The 20,077-nt window shown below is 54.8% G+C and carries 18 protein-coding genes and 1 tRNA gene; 17 read left to right on the forward strand and 2 right to left on the reverse strand.

The genetic code is table 11. The features are described from left to right. Positions 1-296 precede the first annotated feature (296 nt). The 17 genes from rpsB to QLQ17_RS07655 all read left to right on the forward strand — a co-directional run bounded on the left by rpsB (position 297) and on the right by QLQ17_RS07655 (position 15,792). Complete coding sequence (gene rpsB / locus QLQ17_RS07575) at positions 297-1,046, forward strand: 30S ribosomal protein S2 (protein ID WP_283208935.1); 750 nt, start codon at positions 297-299, stop codon at positions 1,044-1,046. Between the two features lie 39 nt (positions 1,047-1,085). Next, positions 1,086-1,955 (forward strand): translation elongation factor Ts, encoded by an 870-nt coding sequence (tsf, locus tag QLQ17_RS07580; RefSeq protein WP_283208936.1) that lies wholly within the window; start codon positions 1,086-1,088, stop codon positions 1,953-1,955. Between the two features lie 176 nt (positions 1,956-2,131). Then, entirely contained in the window at positions 2,132-2,860 is a 729-nt protein-coding gene (pyrH, locus tag QLQ17_RS07585) for a UMP kinase (RefSeq protein ID WP_283208937.1), read from the forward strand. Between the two features lie 63 nt (positions 2,861-2,923). Next, on the forward strand, positions 2,924-3,481 hold the full coding sequence (gene frr / locus QLQ17_RS07590) for a ribosome recycling factor (protein ID WP_283208938.1): 558 nt from the start codon (positions 2,924-2,926) through the stop codon (positions 3,479-3,481). A gap of 65 nt (positions 3,482-3,546) precedes the next feature. Next, positions 3,547-4,317 carry a polyprenyl diphosphate synthase gene (gene uppS, locus QLQ17_RS07595; RefSeq protein ID WP_283208939.1) on the forward strand — a complete coding sequence of 257 codons (771 nt, stop codon included), beginning with the start codon at positions 3,547-3,549 and terminating at the stop codon, positions 4,315-4,317. Between the two features lie 23 nt (positions 4,318-4,340). Then, positions 4,341-5,180: a phosphatidate cytidylyltransferase gene (locus QLQ17_RS07600; RefSeq protein ID WP_283208940.1), complete on the forward strand. Its 840-nt coding sequence runs from the start codon at positions 4,341-4,343 to the stop codon at positions 5,178-5,180. Between the two features lie 4 nt (positions 5,181-5,184). Then, positions 5,185-6,375 (forward strand): 1-deoxy-D-xylulose-5-phosphate reductoisomerase, encoded by a 1,191-nt coding sequence (ispC, locus tag QLQ17_RS07605; protein WP_283208941.1) that lies wholly within the window; start codon positions 5,185-5,187, stop codon positions 6,373-6,375. A gap of 48 nt (positions 6,376-6,423) precedes the next feature. After that, a complete protein-coding gene (gene rseP / locus QLQ17_RS07610) occupies positions 6,424-7,773 on the forward strand; it encodes an RIP metalloprotease RseP (protein WP_283208942.1) in 1,350 nt (449 codons plus the stop codon). A 43-nt stretch (positions 7,774-7,816) separates the two neighbouring features. Then, positions 7,817-10,135: an outer membrane protein assembly factor BamA gene (bamA, locus tag QLQ17_RS07615; RefSeq protein ID WP_283208943.1), complete on the forward strand. Its 2,319-nt coding sequence runs from the start codon at positions 7,817-7,819 to the stop codon at positions 10,133-10,135. A gap of 44 nt (positions 10,136-10,179) precedes the next feature. Then, positions 10,180-10,677 (forward strand): OmpH/Skp family outer membrane protein, encoded by a 498-nt coding sequence (locus QLQ17_RS07620; RefSeq protein WP_283208944.1) that lies wholly within the window; start codon positions 10,180-10,182, stop codon positions 10,675-10,677. 54 nt (positions 10,678-10,731) lie between these two features. Then, positions 10,732-11,757: a UDP-3-O-(3-hydroxymyristoyl)glucosamine N-acyltransferase gene (lpxD, locus tag QLQ17_RS07625; RefSeq protein ID WP_283208945.1), complete on the forward strand. Its 1,026-nt coding sequence runs from the start codon at positions 10,732-10,734 to the stop codon at positions 11,755-11,757. A gap of 11 nt (positions 11,758-11,768) precedes the next feature. Then, positions 11,769-12,206, forward strand: a complete 438-nt coding sequence (gene fabZ, locus QLQ17_RS07630; RefSeq protein WP_283208946.1) for a 3-hydroxyacyl-ACP dehydratase FabZ — start codon at positions 11,769-11,771, stop codon at positions 12,204-12,206. After that, on the forward strand, positions 12,206-12,997 hold the full coding sequence (gene lpxA, locus QLQ17_RS07635) for an acyl-ACP--UDP-N-acetylglucosamine O-acyltransferase (protein ID WP_283208947.1): 792 nt from the start codon (positions 12,206-12,208) through the stop codon (positions 12,995-12,997). Before fabZ ends, lpxA begins: the two co-directional genes overlap by 1 nt. Before the next feature lie 6 nt (positions 12,998-13,003). Beyond that, complete coding sequence (gene lpxB / locus QLQ17_RS07640) at positions 13,004-14,167, forward strand: lipid-A-disaccharide synthase (RefSeq protein WP_283208948.1); 1,164 nt, start codon at positions 13,004-13,006, stop codon at positions 14,165-14,167. After that, positions 14,167-14,847, forward strand: coding sequence for a ribonuclease HII (rnhB, locus tag QLQ17_RS07645; protein ID WP_283208949.1), 681 nt, complete (start codon positions 14,167-14,169; stop codon positions 14,845-14,847). Before lpxB ends, rnhB begins: the two co-directional genes overlap by 1 nt. Positions 14,848-14,917: 70 nt before the next feature. Further along, positions 14,918-14,994: transfer RNA gene (locus QLQ17_RS07650), tRNA-Met, on the forward strand. 363 nt (positions 14,995-15,357) lie between these two features. Next, entirely contained in the window at positions 15,358-15,792 is a 435-nt protein-coding gene (locus tag QLQ17_RS07655) for a fibronectin type III domain-containing protein (RefSeq protein WP_283208950.1), read from the forward strand. Positions 15,793-15,868: 76 nt separating this feature from the next. Here the strand turns inward: QLQ17_RS07655 and QLQ17_RS07660 are convergent, their stop codons facing one another. Both QLQ17_RS07660 and QLQ17_RS07665 read right to left on the reverse strand, forming a co-directional pair. Further along, the gene (locus QLQ17_RS07660) at positions 15,869-18,436 is read right to left on the reverse strand and encodes a CHASE2 domain-containing protein (RefSeq protein WP_283208951.1); all 2,568 of its coding nucleotides are present in this window, start codon (positions 18,434-18,436) and stop codon (positions 15,869-15,871) included. Between the two features lie 9 nt (positions 18,437-18,445). Further along, entirely contained in the window at positions 18,446-20,074 is a 1,629-nt protein-coding gene (locus QLQ17_RS07665; RefSeq protein WP_283208952.1) for a FecR domain-containing protein, read from the reverse strand. Between the last annotated feature and the right edge of the window lie 3 nt (positions 20,075-20,077).

Below are 20,077 nucleotides of genomic sequence, written 5' to 3' on the forward strand. Positions count from 1 at the left end.
TTCCTGTTGATTTGGATCAAAGCGCCATTTTAAGGGGGAGTGCTGCGGGGTACAAGGCTGCCCACAATAAGGATGAAGCGCGCAGGTGAGAAGTTTCAGGCCGATAAAAAAATGGAATCCGGCGGTCGATTTGTGGTATAAACGCGCCCGCTGGAAACGAATCCAGCAAATTCGCACACGTGTCAGCACGTTGTCCCAGGGTGCCTGCTTCTGTTGCTCTTAGGAGTCTAAACGGGAGCCTGGTTGGGTCAATCGGACTCGTGGAGGACTAACCCGAAGCTAAAAAGGTAATTATCATGGCTCAGGTAAATATGCGTGACCTGCTGAAGGCAGGCGCACACTTCGGTCACCAGACCCGCTACTGGAATCCGAAAATGTCGAAGTTCATCTTCGGCGCCCGTAACAAGATTCATATCATCAACCTTGAACAGACTGTTCCCGCGATGAACGATGCACTGAACTTCGTGTACAACCTCGCGAGCAACAAGAACAAGATCCTGTTTGTTGGCACCAAGCGTGCTGCCGCCAAGATCGTCAAGGAAGAAGCGCTGCGCGCAAACCAGCCTTACGTGAATCATCGCTGGTTGGGCGGCATGCTGACAAACTACAAAACCATTCGTCAGTCCATTCGTCGCTACCGTGATCTGGATACCCAGAGCCAGGACGGAACGTTTGACAAGCTGACCAAGAAAGAAGCCCTTGATCGCACCCGTGAAATGGACCGCCTGGAGCGTTCTATCGGTGGTATCAAGGACATGGGCGGTCTGCCGGACGCCATGTTCGTTATCGACGTGGATCACGAGCGCATTGCTATTAAAGAAGCCAACAAGCTGGGCATCCCGGTCATCGGCGTTGTAGACACCAACAGCGATCCGGACGGCGTTGATTACGTGATTCCGGGCAACGACGACGCCATTCGCGCGATTCAGATTTACGTTGCTGCGGTTGCCGATACTTGCCTTGAAGCGTCCCAGACAGCTGGCGGTGCTGACGAGTTTGTTGAGGTCAGCGAAGACGCGGAAGGTGCTGCTCCAGCAGCTGAGTAATCGTCCGATTAGAATTTGTAACAGTTAAGAGGAATGAACATGGCTGCAATTACTGCTGCAATGGTCAAAGAACTGCGTGAGCGTACCGGTCTTGGCATGATGGAGTGCAAAAAAGCACTGGTTGAAGCAGACGGAAGCGTGGATGCGGCGATTGAAGAGCTGCGTAAGTCATCCGGCCTGAAAGCCGCGAAGAAGGCGGGCCGCACGGCCGCTGAAGGCGTTTCCCTGATTCGGGTATCTGACGACAACACCGTCGCTTATATCCTGGAAGTGAACTCCGAGACCGATTTCGTCGCTCGTGATGACAACTTCATGAATTTTGCCAACGAGCTGCTGGACGTTGCGTTCAACAACAGCGTGACTGATGTTGAATCACTGATGGCTGGTGAGCTCGAGTCCAAGCGTGAGGCACTGGTGCAGAAAATCGGTGAAAACATCACCGTTCGTCGCATCATTCGTGTCGAAGGCCCGGTTCTGGGTGGCTACGTTCACAGCAACAATAAGATTGCTTCCGTTGTTGCGCTGAGCGCCGGCGATGCCGAAACGGCTCGCGACATCGCGATGCACGTAGCGGCGGTTAACCCGCGTGTGGGTAAGCCGGAAGATATGCCGGAAGAAGAGCTGGAAAAAGAGAAGGCTATCATCAAGGCCCAGCCGGATATGGAAGGCAAGCCTGCCGAAATCGTCGAGAAGATGATGGGCGGCCGGATCAAGAAGTTCCTTGCCGAGAACAGCCTGGTTGAGCAGCCGTTCGTCAAGAATCCTGACCAGACCGTTGGTCAGTTGATCAAGTCGACCGGTGGTGACCTTGTCAGCTTCGTGCGTCTTGAAGTTGGCGAAGGCATTGAGAAGGAAGAGGTGGACTTCGCTGCCGAGGTTGCAGCTGCAGCTGGCACCAGCAAAGCCTGATCCTTCCAACAGGTGCTCTGGCCCATGGTCATTGCGCCTATTTAGTCTGCCACGTCAGCCGGATTTTTCCGGCTTTCGTGGCGGGCTTGTATCTGAGATACCCCTTTTTTGCGAGGAGTATGTCAGATACAGGCCTGAAGCGTCTGTCCTGCCAGATATAGAGAGAGGGGATCACCATGCCGAAATCGTCCAATAACCAGCCCAGATACAAGCGGGTATTGCTGAAGCTCAGCGGCGAAGCCCTGATGGGAGACCACGATTTTGGCATCGACCCTAAAGTACTTGATCGCATGGCGCTGGATATTGGATCGCTGATTGGCATCGGTGTTCAGGTTGGCCTTGTGGTTGGAGGCGGTAATCTGTTCCGCGGCGCAGCTTTGAATGAAGCCGGTATGGACCGTGTCACTGGCGATCATATGGGCATGCTTGCCACTGTCATGAACGGTCTGGCCATGCGAGATGCTCTGGAGCGTTCCAATATCCGTACCCGCGTAATGTCCGCTATCCCCATGAGTGGTATTGTGGAGCATTACGATCGTCGTCGTGCGGTTCGTGATCTTAAAGATGGCGACGTGGTGATTTTCTGTGCCGGTACCGGAAACCCGTTTTTCACGACAGACTCGGCAGCCTGTCTCCGTGGTATTGAAATTGAGGCAGACGCGGTACTGAAAGCTACAAAGGTAGATGGCGTCTACTCTGCCGATCCATACAAAGACCCGACCGCCGAGAAGTACGAGCACCTGACGTACGATGAAGTGCTTGATAAGAAGCTGGGCGTGATGGATCTGACCGCCATTTGCCTGGCACGAGACCACGATATGCCGCTTCGAGTATTTGATATGAATCGGCCGGGCGCGCTCACGCGCATTGTGACCGGCGAATCGGAAGGCACGCTTATCGAATAGGCTGTTGAATCGATTAAGCTCTGGGATCGAATAATTTTTACCAACGCATTCGAGGAAATTTAAGTGATTGACGATATTAAATCTGACGCAGAAAAAAAGATGAAAAAGAGCCTGGAAGCTCTGAATTCGGCGTTCAACAAGATCCGCACTGGCCGAGCTCATCCGTCCATCCTCGATAGTGTGATGGTGGATTACTACGGTGTGGAAACACCGCTGAAACAAGTGGCTAGCATTAACGTTGAAGACAACCGCACTCTGGCTGTCTCGCCCTGGGAAAAACCGATGTTGCCCAAAGTCGAAAAAGCGATTATGTCCTCGGATCTGGGGCTGAATCCTGCGAACAACGGCGATGTGATTCGGGTTCCCATGCCCATGCTGACCGAAGAAACACGCAAGGAAATGGTCAAGCAGGCCAAGGCTGATGCAGAGCACGGTCGGGTTTCCATTCGCAACGCGCGTCGTGATGCCAACAGCATGCTTAAAGAGTTGCTGAAGGAAAAAGAAATCAACGAAGACGAAGAGCGTCGTGGCGAAGAAGATATCCAGAAGCTGACCGACCGTTACATCGCTGAAGTCGATCAGCAGCTGAAATCCAAGGAAGAAGACTTGATGGCTGTCTGACCAGCCATCGAAAAGCACACAGACCAGCCCGTATTGATGTCGGTGCTGAAAGAGCAGGGGATTGCATGACGGCAAGCGTTTCCGCGGAGATTCCGCTAACGGCCGGGCGCCAGCCACGTCACGTTGCCATTATCATGGATGGCAACAATCGATGGGCGAAATCTCACAAGCTGTCGGGGGTTGCCGGCCACAAGGCGGGCGTGAAAGCGGTGCGCTCTGTGGTGGAGACCTGCGCTCGCCAAGGTGTTGAAGTGCTGACGCTTTTTGCTTTTTCCAGTGAAAACTGGCGGCGTCCTGAAGACGAGGTCTCTGCATTGATGCGTTTATTTCTTTTCGCGTTGGAGCGGGAAGTCAAGAAGCTGCATCGCAACAACATCTGCCTGAGAATCATCGGAGACCGTTCAGCCTTCAGTGAAAACCTTCAGGTACACATGCAAAAAGCGGAAGAGCTGACGCGCGATAACACCCAGATGACGCTGGTGATCGCAGCCAACTACGGCGGCCACTGGGATATTACCCAGGCCAGTCAAGCCGTCGCCCGGAAAGTCCAATCGGGAGAGCTCGCACCGTCTGATATCACCGACGACCTGATTCAGCAGCACATGTCGATTGGCGATCTGCCCATGCCGGATTTGATGATTCGAACCGCAGGGGAGCAGCGCATCAGCAATTTCATGCTTTGGCATCTTGCCTACACTGAACTGTATTTTTCGCAAGTCTATTGGCCCGATTTCAGAGAGGCTGAGATGGAAATGGCTCTGAAAGCCTATGCCGGCCGCAAGAGACGATTCGGGCAGACAGACGACCAAATCGAGCAGTCTGCTGCGACAAAATAACGACAACCAAAGCGATAGACACTGTGCTTAAAACACGAATTATCACTGCGCTCATCATGGCACCGATTGCCATTGGCGGTATCTTTTTTCTACCGCCGCTGGGTTTTGCGTTGTTTACCGGTGCCATTATTACGATAGGCGCGTGGGAGTGGGCAAATATGTCCGGTCTGACCGAGTCCGCGGGTCGGATCATCTATGCGCTTCTGACCGCCGCTGTGCTTTACGCAATGCTTGAGGTTCCTGCCATCGCGGTGCTTTGGGCAGCGGCCATCTGGTGGGTGCTGTGTTTCCTGTTGGTTAAGGGCTATCCCAATGGGTCGTCTAAATGGGGTAGTGTTCCGGGTCGAGCCATTATGGGGCTGCTTGTGCTCGTGCCGGCCTGGGTCGGCCTGAATCATCTGCGAACCGGCGGCTTTGAGTTTGGCGAAAGCGATAACAATCTACTGCTGATTCTGTACGTGTTCTGTATCGTTTGGGTGGCTGACATTGGTGCTTATTTCGCCGGGCGGGCCTTTGGTAAGGCCAAGTTGGCGCCCCGGGTCAGCCCAGGAAAATCCTGGGCGGGCGTCTGGGGTGGTCTGGCCGCGGTCGGCATCTTTGCGTTGTTGATTGGATGGCTTGCGCAGGCTGATGCCGCCCAGATGACGCTTCTGATTATTGCCAGCCTGGTCACCGGCGCTGTATCGGTGGTCGGGGACCTGATGGAGAGCATGCTCAAACGTTTTCGTGGGATTAAAGATAGCAGCCAGCTTCTTCCGGGGCATGGCGGCATCATGGATCGTATTGACAGCCTGACCGCAGCTATTCCGGTTTTTGCACTTGTGATCACACAGCTCGGATGGCTGACGGCCGGGCAGTGGTAGTGTTATGAAACGCAGCATCACCATTCTTGGGGCGACGGGATCAATTGGCCTGAATACGCTGGATGTCGTCCGGCGTCATCCTCAACGTTTTTCTGTTCATGCACTGACCGCCAGTACCAGCGTTGAAAGCTTGGCTGAGCTCTGCCGGGAGTTTTTGCCCCGATTTGCGGTGATGTCGAACCCGGACAGCGCGAAGGCTTTATCACTGGCGCTTTCTGACTGTCCGCATATCAAGGTTTTGTCAGGCAAAGAAGGGCTTTGCGACGTAGCAGGAGACCCGGAGAGCGACACGGTCATGGCCGCCATTGTGGGCGCTGCCGGGCTGCCGCCAACGCTGTCTGCTGTTCGGGCCGGTAAGCGAGTGTTACTTGCCAACAAAGAAGCGCTGGTCATGTCAGGGCGTTTATTCATGGACGCCGTTGCCGAGTCGGGAGCCGAGCTGCTCCCCATCGACAGTGAGCACAACGCGATCTTTCAGTGTATGCCCGCTGATAAAATCCGCGATACCCGCGGAGCAGGCATTACCCGTATACTTCTGACGGCTTCCGGTGGCCCTTTCCGGACCTTCTCCGCCGAATCTCTTCGTTCTGTATTGCCAGAGCAGGCGTGTTCTCATCCGAACTGGTCGATGGGTCAGAAAATCTCAGTGGATTCTGCCACCCTGATGAACAAGGGGCTTGAGCTGATTGAAGCGTGTTGGTTGTTCAACACCACTCCGGATTTCGTCGAGGTACATGTCCATCCAGAAAGCATTATTCACTCTATGGTGGAGTATGCCGATGGGTCTGTGCTGGCCCAGCTTGGCAGTCCTGATATGCGAACGCCCATCGCCAATGGTCTTGCATGGCCAGAGCGAATTGATGCAGGCGTTGCGCCATTGGACCTGTTCCAGATTGGCAAGTTTCATTTCGAGCGACCGGACACCGAGCGTTTCCCCTGTTTACGACTGGCGGCGGAAGCGTATCAGCAAGGCGGCACCGCGCCAGCGGTTCTGAACGCGGCCAACGAAGAGGCGGTGGCAGCCTTTCTGGACGGTAAGCTGTGCTTTGCCGATATCGCCGTTATCATAGAGCGAACACTGGAACAGGTTGAGGTGGTTCCGGCAGAGAGTTTTGACGTGATTTTCAGCAAGGATGCCGAAGCGCGGATCATTGCCCGGGAACAAATTGCGCTCTTGTCAGCCATACAGGACTGATTCAATGAAACCGAGAGCGCCATCTGATAGAGCTATGTTGAGAACCTTATGCAGATAGTCGAAACCGTTCTGGCGTTGCTGTTGACGCTGGGCATACTGGTTACACTGCACGAATACGGTCATTTCTGGGTTGCCCGACGCTGCGGCGTAAAGGTGCTTCGGTTTTCCGTTGGTTTCGGAAAACCCCTGTTTTCCTGGTACGACCGTCACGGCACGGAGTTCGCCGTCGCGGCAATCCCGCTGGGTGGCTATGTAAAAATGCTGGATGAGCGCGAGGGGCCGGTCCCTGAAGAGCTCAAAAGCCAGTCGTTCAATGCCAAGTCGCCGTCAAAGCGCATTGCTATTGCATCGGCCGGTCCGATCGCCAATTTTCTGTTTGCCATTTTCGCCTACTGGTTGCTTAGCGTTGTCGGATTTACCAGTGTGGCCACCGTCGTTGGGGACGTAGCCGAAGACAGTGTGGCTGATCGGGTAGGTCTTGAGAGCGGCATGGAGATCCATTCGGTAGACGGGCGCCAGGTGACCTCCTGGCGGGATATCAATATGCGCCTGCTCGAGCGCACCGGCGAGTATGGCTCCGTCGCTTTCGGAGTTTCCCGCAACGGCAGCAAGGGTGAAGTGTCCGGAGCGCTAGGCGGTTGGCAACTGAGCGAAGATACTCCCAACCCGCTTGCTGAATTCGGTTTGTCTCCCTGGCGCCCTGATGTGCCACCGGTGTTGGGTGAGATTGTCGCAGAAGGAAGGGCTCAGGCAGCGGGGTTGCAGGTTGGAGATCGGGTAGAATCCGTGGACGGCCAGCCGATTGGAAACTGGTTTGATCTGGTAAAGGCCATTCAACAATCGCCCGAAGAGACCATTCAGCTAGGCATCGTCCGCGATGGACAGGAAAAGACCATTGCGGTGACGCCCGCTGCCAGGGAAGGTAATGACGGAAGCGTATCGGGATTCATCGGCGCCGGGGTCAAGGAAGTTAAATGGCCGGAGGAGTTGCTGCGGGAAACCCGGTTCGGACCGGTGGCGGCGATCCCGAGAGCCATGTCAGAGACATGGGCTGACACCCGGCTGACATTGGTGGCGATCAAGAAAATGGTAACCGGGTTGCTGTCTCCGACCAACCTGAGTGGCCCCATCACCATAGCCAGAATTGCGGAGGCCAGTGTCAGTTCTGGCTTTGAAGATTTCATCCGCTTCCTGGCGTACCTGAGCGTGAGTCTAGGGGTGCTTAACCTGCTGCCTGTCCCGGTTCTGGATGGCGGTCACATCGTTTATTACACCATCGAGGCCATTCGCAGAAAGCCCCTGTCGGAACAGGCGCAGGCGTTCGGCTTGCGGATAGGAATGGCCATGATCCTCACTTTAATGGTGTTTGCACTTTACAACGACCTGATGCGGTTGTGAGAATTGCGGACCCTTTTTGCGCATCAACAGGCGAATTTATTGAATGAGACGTTCTCTTCAGAAGTTAGCAGTCGGCCTTTTAGCAGCCTTTTTACACACAACACCGGTATTGGCAGAAGAGTTTACGGTGTCGGATATCGAAGTAGAGGGCTTGCAGAGGGTGTCTGCGGGCACGGTGTTTTCTGCGTTTCCGGTGTCCATTGGCGAACCTGTTGATCAGTTTGAACTGGCAAATGCCATCAAGGACCTGTTTCGCACAGGTTTGTTTACCGATATTGAGGCGAGCCGTGACGAAAGTGTGCTGATCCTCACGGTGCGCGAGCGGCCGTCCATTACCTCGATTGATATCGAGGGCAACAAAAATATTGAAACGCCCATGCTGATGGATGCGCTATCCAGCGCCGGCCTGCAGGAAGGTCAGGTTTTCCGTCGAGCGACTCTGGAGCGTCTGGAGCTGGAAATTCTTCGTTCCTACATCGGCCAGGGTCGCTACAGCGCCAGGGTTGAAGCCAAGGCAGAAACCTTACCCCGAAACCGGGTAGCCATCAGCCTGGAAATCAATGAGGGCAGTGTTGCTGCCATCCAGCATCTGAACATCGTGGGCAACGAAGCGTTCGACGATGAAACCCTTCTGGAGCTGTTTGAATTACAGTCAACCAGCTTATGGAATTCCCTGACCAACGCAGACAAGTATGCGCGTGAGCGTCTGAGTGGCGATCTGGAAACGCTCCGTTCTTACTATCTCGACCGGGGCTATATCGATTTCAATATTGAATCCAGCCAGGTATCGATTTCACCGGACAAGAAACAGGTGTTCATTGCGCTTTCCGTCAATGAGGGGCCGGAGTACACGGTTTCGGAAGTCAAACTGCGGGGCGATCTCATTGTCGATGAATCCGAGCTGCGAGAGCTGGTTCCCATTGAAGAGGGGGATGTTTTCTCGCAGGCGCGTGTGACCGCGATCTCTGAGTTGCTGTCCCGTCGCCTGGGCCGGGAAGGCTACGCCTTTGCCAACGTCAACGGGGTTCCTGAAACCAGTGATGACAACACAGCATCTGTCACCTTCTTTTTAGAGCCCGGCAAGCGCGCCTACGTTCGCCGCATCAATTTTGAAGGCAACGTATCGACCCGTGATGACGTACTTCGCCAGGAAATGACCCAGATGGAAGGTGGTGTTGCCTCCACAGATCGCATCGAGTATTCCAAGACACGCCTGGAGCGACTCGGTTTCTTCGAAACGGTAAACGTGGAAACGGTTCCTGTGCCCGGTACGGATGATCTGGTTGATGTGAATTATTCAGTGACAGAGCAAGCTACCGGCAGTTTGTCTGCGTCTGTGGGGTTCTCGCAGGCGTCTGGCGTGATCCTGGGGGCCAATATCTCCGAGAACAATTTCTTCGGAACTGGCAAGCAGGTATCCATTGGCGTCAACGTCAGTGATTCCATCAAGAGCGCCAATTTCTCCTATCAGGATCCTTACTACACCGTTGATGGTGTCAGCAGAGGGTTCAGTGTGTTCGCGCGCGAGACAGATTTTGAAGAGCAGGACATCTCATCCTACTTGCTGGATGAATACGGTGGCCGCCTGAGCTTTGGTTACCCCATCGACGGTATTACCCGGCTGAACTTTGGCGTCGGGTATACCCTGTCTAAACTGAAATCGGGCACCTTTACATCTCAGGAAGTCCTTGATTTCATTGATCAGGAAGGCGAGCAATTCAATAATTACTTCCTGTTTGGCTCATGGCGGCAAAGTACGCTGAACCGTGGCGTATTGCCCACGAACGGCTACAGCGTTTCTTTGTCTGGTGATGTGGCGGTGCCGGGTAGTGATTTGACCTTCTATAAATTGAGCCAGAAAACCGATTTCTATCAGCCCCTTAACGATGCCCAGACATGGGTATTCCGGGCACGCTCGGAGATCGGGTATGGCGACGGTTACGATGGCCGTCGAGTCATGCCATTTTACGAGCACTACTTCGCCGGTGGTTATGGATCTGTGCGTGGTTACGAGGCAAACTCACTCGGGCCGCTGGCAACGAACGCACCGAACGATCTGTCCGATCCCGATCCCTTTGGCGGCAATCTGTTGAGCGAGGCAAGCCTGGAGCTGATCGTCCCAACGCCATTCGCGGGCGACAGTCGATCCATGCGCACGGCTTTCTTTGTCGACGCTGGCCAGGTATTTGATGCTGACCGTGGCTTCTCATGGACCTTGGACGACGTTCGTGCTTCAGCCGGTATAGGGTTCCAGTGGATTACGGCGGTTGGCCCGTTGGCATTCAGTCTGGCCAAGCCGCTCAACGATGAACGTGGGGACGACACCCAGGTGTTCCAGTTCTCTCTGGGACAGACATTCTGATGTGCCAAGGCTTATCAACACTGATATCAATCAGGAGAGTAATTATGTTTCGTTTTTCGGTTATCGCCGCACTGATGGCTTTGTTCCTGTCCACCCACGCGGTTGCTGAAACTAAAATTGGCGTGGTCGATCTGCGACAGGCGCTGTTTTCATCACAGGATGCCCAGGCGTTCAGTGAAAAATTGCAGCAGGATTTTGCGGGTGAGGAAGCCAGAGTTCGTGAAACCCAGGAGCAGGCTCGTAAACTGAAAGACCGGCTGGAAAAGGACGGTGCGATGATGAACGAATCAGAGCGCAATCAGTTGGCGGCCCAGTTTCAGGAAAAGGTCAAAGAGTTTAACTTTCTCAAGCAAAAGCTGGATTCCACGGTTGCGAACCGAAAGCAGGCCTTCCTGGAAGAGGCTCGGCCAGAGGTAGACGCAGCGGTGAAGGAGCTGATGGAAGAGAATGATTTGGACATCATCTTGCCAAGCGAGGCTGTGGTTTACGTCAAGCCGGACATGAACCTGACGGCACAACTGTTGGAAAAGCTGGATCGCTAACGCTTACGGGGCCGCCCAGGCCCCGAATAACAAGAAAACTCTAGGGAGCGGAACATGGGGACATCTTCCTTTAGACTAGGTGATATCGCCGCCCGATTGGGCGCAGAACTCCGGGGTGATCCGGACGTTGAAATTGCAGGGCTTGCCACGTTGCAGGCCGCTTCCCCTGGTAAGATCGCCTTTCTCTCGAACCCGTCTTACGCTCGTTATCTTGCTGACACGCAGGCCACTGCGGTCATTCTTTCTCCCTCCGTTGCCGATCAATTCTCCGGGAATGCCCTGGTGCTGGATAACCCGTATCTCGGCTATGCAAAGCTCAGTCATTTGTTTGACCCTGCTCCGATAGCCAGTCCCGGAATACACCCCTCGTCCGTCATCGCGCCTTCGGCCAGTGTTGCCGACACCGCCAGTATCGGGCCTCAGGTGGTCATAGAAGACGACGTGGTGATTGGCGAGGGTGTGGTTATAGGTGCCGGATCCATCATCGGCGCACGCTGCCGCGTAGGCGACAATTCTCTGTTCAGGCCCCGCGTGACCCTCGCCCACGATGTTGTGATGGGCAAACGGTGCCACATTCTGAGTGGTGCCGTTTTAGGTTCGGATGGCTTCGGCTTTGCCAATGAGAAGGGCGAGTGGCACCGCATTGCTCAGATTGGCCGTGTCGTTCTTGGCGATGATGTCGAGGTTGGCGCGAATACCTGCATCGATCGAGGCGCCTTAGACGATACGGTAATTGGCAATGGTGTGAAACTGGATAACCTTGTCCATATCGCCCACAACGTCAGTATCGGTGACCATAGCGCGCTGGCGGCGATGGTCGGCATTGCAGGCACCACGCAGATTGGCAGCCACTGTGTGTTTGGCGGTCAGTGCGGTGTTTCCGGTCATCTGAAGCTGACAGATCAGGTCCATCTTACAGGTATGACGATGGTCACCTCTGACATTCGGGAATCTGGCGTATACTCATCGGGTACAAGCTCAGACACCAATAAGCAGTGGCGTAAAAATGCGGTGCGTTTCAGGCAGCTGGATAGTTTGGCGAAGCGTATCAAGGAACTGGAAAAGAAACTGGAAGGCTGAGGCCGAAAACGATGATGTACATTGATGAGATACAAGAGTATCTGCCGCACCGGTATCCATTCCTGCTGGTTGATCGGGTGACCGAAGTTGAAACCGGTGTGTTCATAAAAGGTTTCAAGAACATTTCCATTAACGAGGCCTATTTTGCCGGCCACTTTCCCGGAAATCCCATTCTGCCGGGAGTTCTGATTATTGAAGCCATGGCGCAGCTTTCGGGAATTCTCGGGTTTATGACGGGAGGTCGAAAACCGTCTGACGGGTTGGTGCAATACCTGGCCGGTTCCAGTAAGGTACGCTTCAAACGCCCTGTGGTTCCCGGAGATCAGTTGTGCATGGAATCCAGGATGATTACTGCAAAACAGGGCATCTGCAAGTTTGAGTGTCAGGCCCTGGTAGATGGAAAGGTTGTGTGTGTGGCGGAAATATTGACTGCGGAGAGAGAAGTCTGATGGCGGCAAACGACTGGTCGGGCGTTCATCCCCAGGCGATCGTTGATCCGTCTGCAAAACTTGCCGAAGGTGTCACGGTGGGTCCCTGGAGCTACATCGGTCCGGATGTGGAGATCGGTGAGGGCACCGAGATCATGTCCCACGTGGTGGTAAAAGGCCCGACCAGAATCGGCAGGAATAACCGCATATTCCAGTTTTCCAGTGTTGGTGAAGAATGCCAGGACAAGAAATATGCCGGCGAGCCAACAACCCTATTGATTGGTGACGACAACGTCATTCGAGAAAACTGCACCATTCACCGTGGCACGATCCAGGATCGTGGTGAAACGGTCATCGGCAGCGGCAATTTGCTGATGGCATACGTGCACGTCGCTCACGACTGTATCATTGGCGACAATACCATCCTTGCCAACACTGCCACTCTGGCGGGTCATGTTTCTGTCGGGGATTACGCCATTCTGGGCGGTGGTACCATGGTTCACCAGTTTTGCAGTATTGGCGTTCATAGCATGAGCGCCGGCGGAAGCATCGTATTAAAGGACATTCCCGCGTATGTCATGGCCAGTGGCCAGTCAGCCAAACCGTTTGGAATGAATGTCGAAGGACTGCGCCGCAGGGGGTTCAGTAAAGAGGTTCTATCTTCACTGCGCCGCGCCTACAAGACGATCTACCGGCAGGGCTTGACCACGGCGCAGGCCATCGAAGAACTTGAAAAGGCCTACGTTGACGTGCCCGAAGTTCGTCCGTTGATTGAATCTCTGCGTGGTGCGGAACGCGGCATTATTCGCTGACATCCGATGACACTATGTCCTGACAGAAGTCCCACCTTTGGAATCGTCGCCGGGGAAGCCTCTGGCGATATTCTGGGCGCCGGACTTATTAGAGCTCTGCGCCGAAAATACCCCAAAGCTCGTTTTGTAGGCATCGGCGGCGAAGAGATGGTTGCTGAAGGCTTTCACTCGCTGGTACCGATGGAACGGTTGTCGGTCATGGGGCTGGTCGAGGTGCTTGGGCGATTGCGCGAGCTCTTCAGTATCCGCGCACGCTTAATGCGTTATTTTTTGAACACCCCACCGGATGTTGTGATTGGTATCGACGCTCCTGATTTCACTCTAGGAGTTGAGCGCCGCTGCCGGGAAGCTGGCATGCTTACCGCGCATTACGTCAGCCCTTCTGTATGGGCCTGGCGTCAGAAGCGGATTTTCAAGATCGCCAAATCGATTGATCTGATGTTAACCCTGTTTCCGTTCGAGGCCCGCTTCTACGAAAAGCACAATGTGCCGGTAAGGTTCGTGGGGCACCCACTTGCTGACCTGATTCCGATGCAGCCAGATACGCTGGCTGCGAGACGAAACCTTGGCCTTGATGAGCACGCGCCTGTACTTGCCCTATTGCCGGGTAGCCGTGGTGGTGAAGTTGAAAGGCTTGGCGGGCTTTTTCTGGAAACCGCTCGTTGGATTCAGTCGCGGCGGCCCGATTTGCAGCTGGCAATTCCCTGCGTCAATCGTGAGCGCGAGCAGCAGGTAAAAGCACTTGTGGACGCGTTGGATGTCAAACTGCCCGTTACAATTGTGCGGGGAAGGTCCCGCGAAGTGATGGCGGCATCGGATGTGGTATTACTTGCATCCGGCACTGCCACTCTGGAAGCGATGTTGCTCAAAAAGCCGATGGTAGTGGGCTACCGCGTCAGTAATCTGACCTTCAAGATCGCCTCCCGGTTGGTCAGTATTTCCCACGTTGCGCTACCGAATCTGCTGTCCAAAACCCCTTTGGTTCCCGAATATCTGCAAGATGATGCGACGCCGGAGGCCCTGGGTGAAGCTGTTCTCTCACGCCTGGAAAGTACTGATGAGCGTGATCGGCTCCATCAGGCTTTCTGCGATTTGCACGAAACACTCAGGTGCGATGCAGACGAGCAGGCCGCAACTGCGATCAGCGAGTTGTTCGAGGGCCGGCGCTAATGCCCAAGAACTCTCTTCCGCCCTTCGAATGTCGCTACACAGGGTCTCTGCTGGCAGGTGTGGATGAGGTCGGGCGAGGCCCTTTGGTAGGCGCTGTTGTGACCGCTGCGGTCATTCTGGATGCGGCGCGCCCGATAGCCGGCCTGGCGGACTCAAAGAAGCTGAGTGAAAAGCGCCGCGAAGCACTTTACGAAGACATTATTCAGAATGCTGCGGCCTGGTGTATCGGTCGGTGCGAAGCGGAGGAAATCGACCAGCTGAACATCTATCAGGCCACGATGCTTGCCATGAAAAGGGCCGTGGACGGCCTGCATTTGGCCCCGGAGTATGTTCTGGTAGACGGTAACCGGTGTCCGGATTGGCATTGGCCGTCAGAACCGGTCATTAAGGGTGATAGCCGGGTAACGGCAATCAGCGCGGCCTCGATTCTGGCCAAAGTCACCCGTGACCGGGAAATGAAATCCCTGCACGAACAGTTTCCGGAATACGGTTTTGCAGGGCACAAAGGGTATCCGACGCCGGTTCACTTGGAAGCATTGCGTCAACACGGCGCACTATCATCCCAGCACCGCCGTTCGTTCAGGCCGGTTCAGGAAGTTGTCGAGACCGTGGGGTTCAATAAAAGAGAAGCCATGAGGGAGCTTTCTTTTCCGGACGATTTGTTTGAAAATATTGATTGACAGTCCCCGGCGTAGTCCTTAGTATACGCGCACGTTGATCAGGGCGCCGCCCGATTAACCACCAGTTTGATGCGGGGTAGAGCAGTCTGGTAGCTCGTCGGGCTCATAACCCGGAGGTCGTTGGTTCGAATCCAGCCCCCGCTACCACATCAGAAAAGGCAGATCATTCTCGTGATCTGCCTTTTTTCGTTCTGGGTCAGCCTTCCCCTTTGAGCTCTGGTCAGTTCCTTCTCCTTGCAAAAACATGCGCAGCCTGTAATCGAGAAGCGCCTGGCAAGGTTCTTCCTCCACACAGTCGCCAATCCAAGTGATCATCTCGATCCGATGTGTTTCGGGTTTCCCATAGTTGAATGCAACTTTCTGTTTTTAAACAGACTAATGGAAATTTGCGTTAGCTTTCGTCAAAAAACTGGCGAAAAACTGCCCAATTCGATGATCCTTTTCACAGCTTTGCACGAACCAATTTTATAGAATTTAACAAATTCGACGGAAAACTGGTGCAAACAAGTTATGAGTCGCGTCATTAAAATGTCAAAGGCAGGGATAGCCGCTATCGTATTCGGAATCGCCCTGACTGGATGTGGAGGCGGTTCATCCAGTGGCACTGGTACTGGTTCATCCGGTGGCACCGCTTCAGCGCAGAATTCCGGTGGCGATCAGACCGCTGAGACCGTCGACCGCACCGCAGCTCTGAGCTGGAACGCGCCTTTCAAGCGTCAGAATGATGAAGACCTGGAATTGTATGAGCTTGAAGGGTATGTCATCAGCTATGGCCAGAATCCTGACAACCTGGACCGGACCATTCGTGTCAGCGATGCTTACACCATGGAATATACTGTAGAAAATCTGTCTGACGGAAAATGGTATTTCACCGTTCAGGCCGAGGACGAGAACGGCTTGGTCAGCCCGCCGTCTGATCTGGTGAGCAAGGAAATCCAGAGCTGATATCAGGTTTAGAACCGAACCATCTGAAAAGCCACCGTTTATCGGTGGCTTTTTCGTTACGGGCAGGCATGGACGCTTAGTTGAGGTGAGTCGCTATTGGGAGTCGCAACTTAAATGCGGTGCCCTCGCCGAGCGCAGATTCCACTGCGATGCGCCCGCGGTGCTTCTCGACAACGACACTCACAAAGGATAAGCCCAGGCCGGTGCCATGGTTGCCGGATAGCTCACTGCTTTTCTGGCGACGATAGCGATCAAAGAGGTAGGGTATTTCGTCCTTTGCTATGCCTTCGCCTTCGTCGATCACATTCAAGCATGCTTCATGACCGGCCTGAAAAGCCTGCACCGTTACCGTGGACCCTGGATGGCTGTACTGTATGGCGTTGGTGATCAGATTGATGACCGCCCGTTCCAGCAACTCGGCATTGCCATTCAGCCAGAGATCCTCCTGACCCTGCAGAACGAGTTGAATGCCTTTTCCTGCCGCCTGTTCGCTGACGCTGTCGCGGGCGTTCTCGACGATGGCGAGGAACTCGCATTCGTAGAAGCGGGTCTCGGTTAGCTGCTCTGCGCGTGCCAGTTGCACGAACTCTTCTGCCAGATTGTAGCTTCTGCGGGCCAGGGTTCCGAGCTGATCCAGTTGGGCGGTTTCGACCGGGCCCTGATTGCGTTTGAGCTGTTCGATCAGCGCCAGCTGTGAGACAAGAGGCGAACGGACATCATGCGATATAAAGTCGATCGCCTCTCGATGCTGGCGCTGCTGTTCCCGAAGCTCCGAAATGTCCGACACGTTGGCGATTATTCCACGTTGATTGCCATCCGGCAGGGCGAAGGGCGCAAAGTGAATCAGGAAAGATTGGTGGCCAAGCTGCAAGTCAACGGTCCTTGCTTGCGCCAGAGTGAGTGTCTCTGACACGGTTTCATGCCATGGGGTGGTGTCCCGAGGGTCATGGCCATCCAATAGCCGTGTCAGAGGCAATCCATTCAGGCTGGGCATAGGTTCATCAAACCATTGCTCGATGTGCGCATTGGCAAAGCGTATAACGCCCAGTTCGTCTGTGACTATAATGCCATCAGGCATGCTCTCGAAGCTGCGATAGATGAACTCCTGCAACTGGTTCATCTGCGAGGTTGCTTTCCTGACCCTTTCGATCCTGGCGGAGACATTCTCCCTTGGCCGCTCAACGGGGATGTCCAGGTCGGTGTTCATCAGCGGCAATTTGTCCAGGTAACGCTGAATGGCTTCCCGACTGAGGTCATTTGGTAGCTTCAGCCCCAGCGTGTAGACGGTGTCGTTTCTTGTGATTTGCACCCAGCTCTGATTATTACGGTGAGCCCACAGGCCCGGAGACGAGAAGGTCGGGGCATCCGTTAGAGACAGTTCGGCCGACTCAATGACTTCGTCCTGCTGGGCGAATATCCAGCCTGTAGGCTGCAGAAGGGCACGGAGATGAGACATCAACTGAGACGGATGCCGATGGGAGGGCTTGGGCAGCGTCATGCTGGGGCCGGAAGCCAACTCATCCAGTTGACGGTTGAGAAACCGGTTGGTCATTGCCAGCCGCAGGGTGCTGGACAGTGGGTTGGCAAGGATGGCAATGACCAGAGCGTAGGAAACATTCAGCCAGTAATGGCCGTAGAACAACAGTAACGCCTGGGCCAGAATAAGCGTGATAACCGATGAAGCGCATAGAACCAGTGAGCGTGTCGGGCGCATTCTGGGAAGCGCGAGGCTGAGGCCAATGAGTACCAGAACTGCCAGGGCGTAGCTGAGCCATGATGGCGATCGTTCGATCGTTTGATCGTTTTTGAGGGCTGAATAGGCATTTGCGTGGAACTCCACCCCGGACATCGGCTTGCGAAGGCCGGAAAAGGGGGTGGGTAGTACATCGCCGAAACCCGCTGCCGTGGCGCCAACAAAAACGGTTTTTCCCTGAAACTCTTCGTAAGCGGGTGGGTACGACAGCACATCGATGTAGGAGTAGGTCGGGAGCGTGCCCGCTGCTCCCGCCAGTGGAATGGCACGATATTGCTGTCGAATATTTGTGTAAGGGGCAGCGTCAGAATCGGAAAGGGTAACCACAGAATCATTCAGCACCGCCAGCGAGAGGCTTGGCCATAACCGGTTGCCAATGCCGTTTTGAAGGTAAAGGCCCCGAGCCACTCCGTCTTCATCCAATTCAACGTGGGCGTGTCCCAGCGACCTGGCAGCATCCGCCAACAGTGGGACGGGCATGTATTCGGTCATTAATCGGCTGCTGGAAGGTGGCGACAGGTGCAGTGGCAGTATTACCTGCCCATGAGCGCTCATGGCAGAGGCAAGCGTTGCGTCTTCCGCGCTGCTTTCGGCGAACAGAATGTCGAATACGATGGTTTCGGCGCCGGCGGCATCCAGTTTATCAATCAAGCTGGCGTGGAGGTCTCTCGGCCACGGCCACTTGCCAAGCTCGTCAAGGCTGCGTTCGTCAATGGCGACCAGAGCGATGTCAGGTGAAAGCTCTGTCGGGCTGGCTGTAATTAGGGTGTCATAAAGCCAGAGGTTGAGGCGCTGGGGCACATCCAGAGAGTGCAGTGCCCAGAGCATCAGTATCAGAGGTATTCCCAGGGTCCATGGGTTGGTTTTGATTGGCGGCCAGGTCCGTGTCATGCGCCCTTGCTATTCAAGGAAGAGTTCGCGCCCGGGGCCCCATCGGCTCTCGAGCGGGCCATCTGAAAGCGCCTTCAGCCTCACAAAATAACGTCTTCCGGGGATCAGTCGCAAGGCGGCCGTCGTTTCGGCCAGGTCAGCTTCCTTGATGATGTTGCGGAAACCCGGTTCTTCTGAAAGCTGCAGCCTGTATTCGCTGGCTGTGTCGACTTTCTCCCAGAACACCCGAACCTGTTTGTCCACGTAGTTGATGCTGATAATCCGCACTGGTGGAAGCGTGCCGTTGATCACCAGCGTTCGAGTTTCGCTGGTGGCGACAGAATTGCCACCGGCTTCGGTCACGACCCGCCAGTAATATTTTCCGGGCGACAGTGGTCTGGAGGGCAGGGCCTGCTGGTCTGGTGCCCACTCGCTGGTCGCAATGACATTGCTGAAGCTCTTGTCATCGGCAATTTCAATGCGTGCGACCTCGTTCTGGCCCTTCAGTTGCCAGCTGAATTCCGGCATGTCGTCGTTAACGGCTTCACCCGGCGCGGGTTCGGTCAGTTCTGCGGCCCTTGCCTGCAGATCCACTTCAAAGTCGACAATGCGTGGCATACCCGCAATGCCATGGCTATTCAGCGCCGCAAGCTGAACCTGATATTTTCCGTTATCAAGTAACTCAATATCGAATTTGGTTCCCTGCTGTGTTTTGCTCTGGAGCCATTTGCCTGACTCGGCTTCATATACATTTACCCGATATTCGGGCGCGCCATTGGGCTCCCAGCTGAGCGTTTCAGGCAGCCGGTTTAGCTGACCGGGGATCGGGTTGACGTCTGGCGCGGGCGGCAGCCGACGTATACTCATACCGCCATTGGAGGCGGATGAGACGCTTGCGCTAAAGCCCTCTGGAATGGCTTTAGAGTGGCCGGGCGGGCCAAAAGCAACACGGCCTTCGGTTACCCTCAAGTCTGTGCCCTCTGGACTGGTGCGCAAAGTAAACATGGTGCCCCTAACGGCAGCAACGGCCGAGGGCGTCTCGATCTCGAACCGTGAGCCATCTTCGATCACCGGCTCTACCTGGGTTTCGAGTTCACCGCTATTAAGGCGCAGCCGTGTGTCCACCATGCCAGACTTGCCAAAGCGGGTCAGGCGATTGAAGGCAAGCCTCGAGTTCGGAGACAGACGAATCACCGAGCCGTCAGCCAACTTAATGGTTGACGTGCCGGAATAGGTAATGACTTCATCACCCACGCGAATCAGAGTATTCGGTGTAAGGGGGCGCTTGCTGCCGGTTCTTCCCGAGAACACCATCACTTGTCCGGAAACCGTCGTAGCCCGGGCCGGATCGGGTTGCTGCTCAAGCCAGGAGAGAGGAATCCTGAGCGTGTCGCCATTTCTCAGCTGGGAAGAATCAACGAGATCGTTGTGTTGAAGCAGCCGTGATGAGGCGATGCCGTTGGCAAGGTACCGCTTGGTTATATTCTGGATAGTCTCGCCCGACTGAACGGTATAGGTCCATTCAGGCACGCTTGACGCCGCAAAGCTCGAAGAGCCGGCCTCGGAACCGCGAGTGATTGATAGTTCCGCATGGCTATAGCCGCCCACCAAAAGGCAGGAAGCGATCAGGAGGCTGATCAGAAGGGGTCGATGCGTCATGCC

This window comes from Marinobacter sp. CHS3-4 (genome assembly GCF_030053415.1).
GTDB lineage: Bacteria > Pseudomonadota > Gammaproteobacteria > Pseudomonadales > Oleiphilaceae > Marinobacter.

What these genes read in the sequence shown, in the direction of transcription:
- rpsB (WP_283208935.1), top strand. Translation starts at nt 297, where the DNA reads ATGGCTCAGGTAAATATGCGTGACCTGCTGAAGGCAGGCGCACACTTC.
- tsf (WP_283208936.1), top strand. Translation starts at nt 1,086, where the DNA reads ATGGCTGCAATTACTGCTGCAATGGTCAAAGAACTGCGTGAGCGTACC.
- pyrH (WP_283208937.1), top strand. Translation starts at nt 2,132, where the DNA reads ATGCCGAAATCGTCCAATAACCAGCCCAGATACAAGCGGGTATTGCTG.
- uppS (WP_283208939.1), top strand. Translation starts at nt 3,547, where the DNA reads ATGACGGCAAGCGTTTCCGCGGAGATTCCGCTAACGGCCGGGCGCCAG.
- ispC (WP_283208941.1), top strand. Translation starts at nt 5,185, where the DNA reads ATGAAACGCAGCATCACCATTCTTGGGGCGACGGGATCAATTGGCCTG.
- rseP (WP_283208942.1), top strand. Translation starts at nt 6,424, where the DNA reads ATGCAGATAGTCGAAACCGTTCTGGCGTTGCTGTTGACGCTGGGCATA.
- bamA (WP_283208943.1), top strand. Translation starts at nt 7,817, where the DNA reads ATGAGACGTTCTCTTCAGAAGTTAGCAGTCGGCCTTTTAGCAGCCTTT.
- QLQ17_RS07620 (WP_283208944.1), top strand. Translation starts at nt 10,180, where the DNA reads ATGTTTCGTTTTTCGGTTATCGCCGCACTGATGGCTTTGTTCCTGTCC.
- lpxD (WP_283208945.1), top strand. Translation starts at nt 10,732, where the DNA reads ATGGGGACATCTTCCTTTAGACTAGGTGATATCGCCGCCCGATTGGGC.
- fabZ (WP_283208946.1), top strand. Translation starts at nt 11,769, where the DNA reads ATGATGTACATTGATGAGATACAAGAGTATCTGCCGCACCGGTATCCA.
- lpxA (WP_283208947.1), top strand. Translation starts at nt 12,206, where the DNA reads ATGGCGGCAAACGACTGGTCGGGCGTTCATCCCCAGGCGATCGTTGAT.
- lpxB (WP_283208948.1), top strand. Translation starts at nt 13,004, where the DNA reads ATGACACTATGTCCTGACAGAAGTCCCACCTTTGGAATCGTCGCCGGG.
- rnhB (WP_283208949.1), top strand. Translation starts at nt 14,167, where the DNA reads ATGCCCAAGAACTCTCTTCCGCCCTTCGAATGTCGCTACACAGGGTCT.
- QLQ17_RS07655 (WP_283208950.1), top strand. Translation starts at nt 15,358, where the DNA reads ATGAGTCGCGTCATTAAAATGTCAAAGGCAGGGATAGCCGCTATCGTA.
- QLQ17_RS07660 (WP_283208951.1), bottom strand. Translation starts at nt 18,436, where the DNA reads ATGACACGGACCTGGCCGCCAATCAAAACCAACCCATGGACCCTGGGA.
- QLQ17_RS07665 (WP_283208952.1), bottom strand. Translation starts at nt 20,074, where the DNA reads ATGACGCATCGACCCCTTCTGATCAGCCTCCTGATCGCTTCCTGCCTT.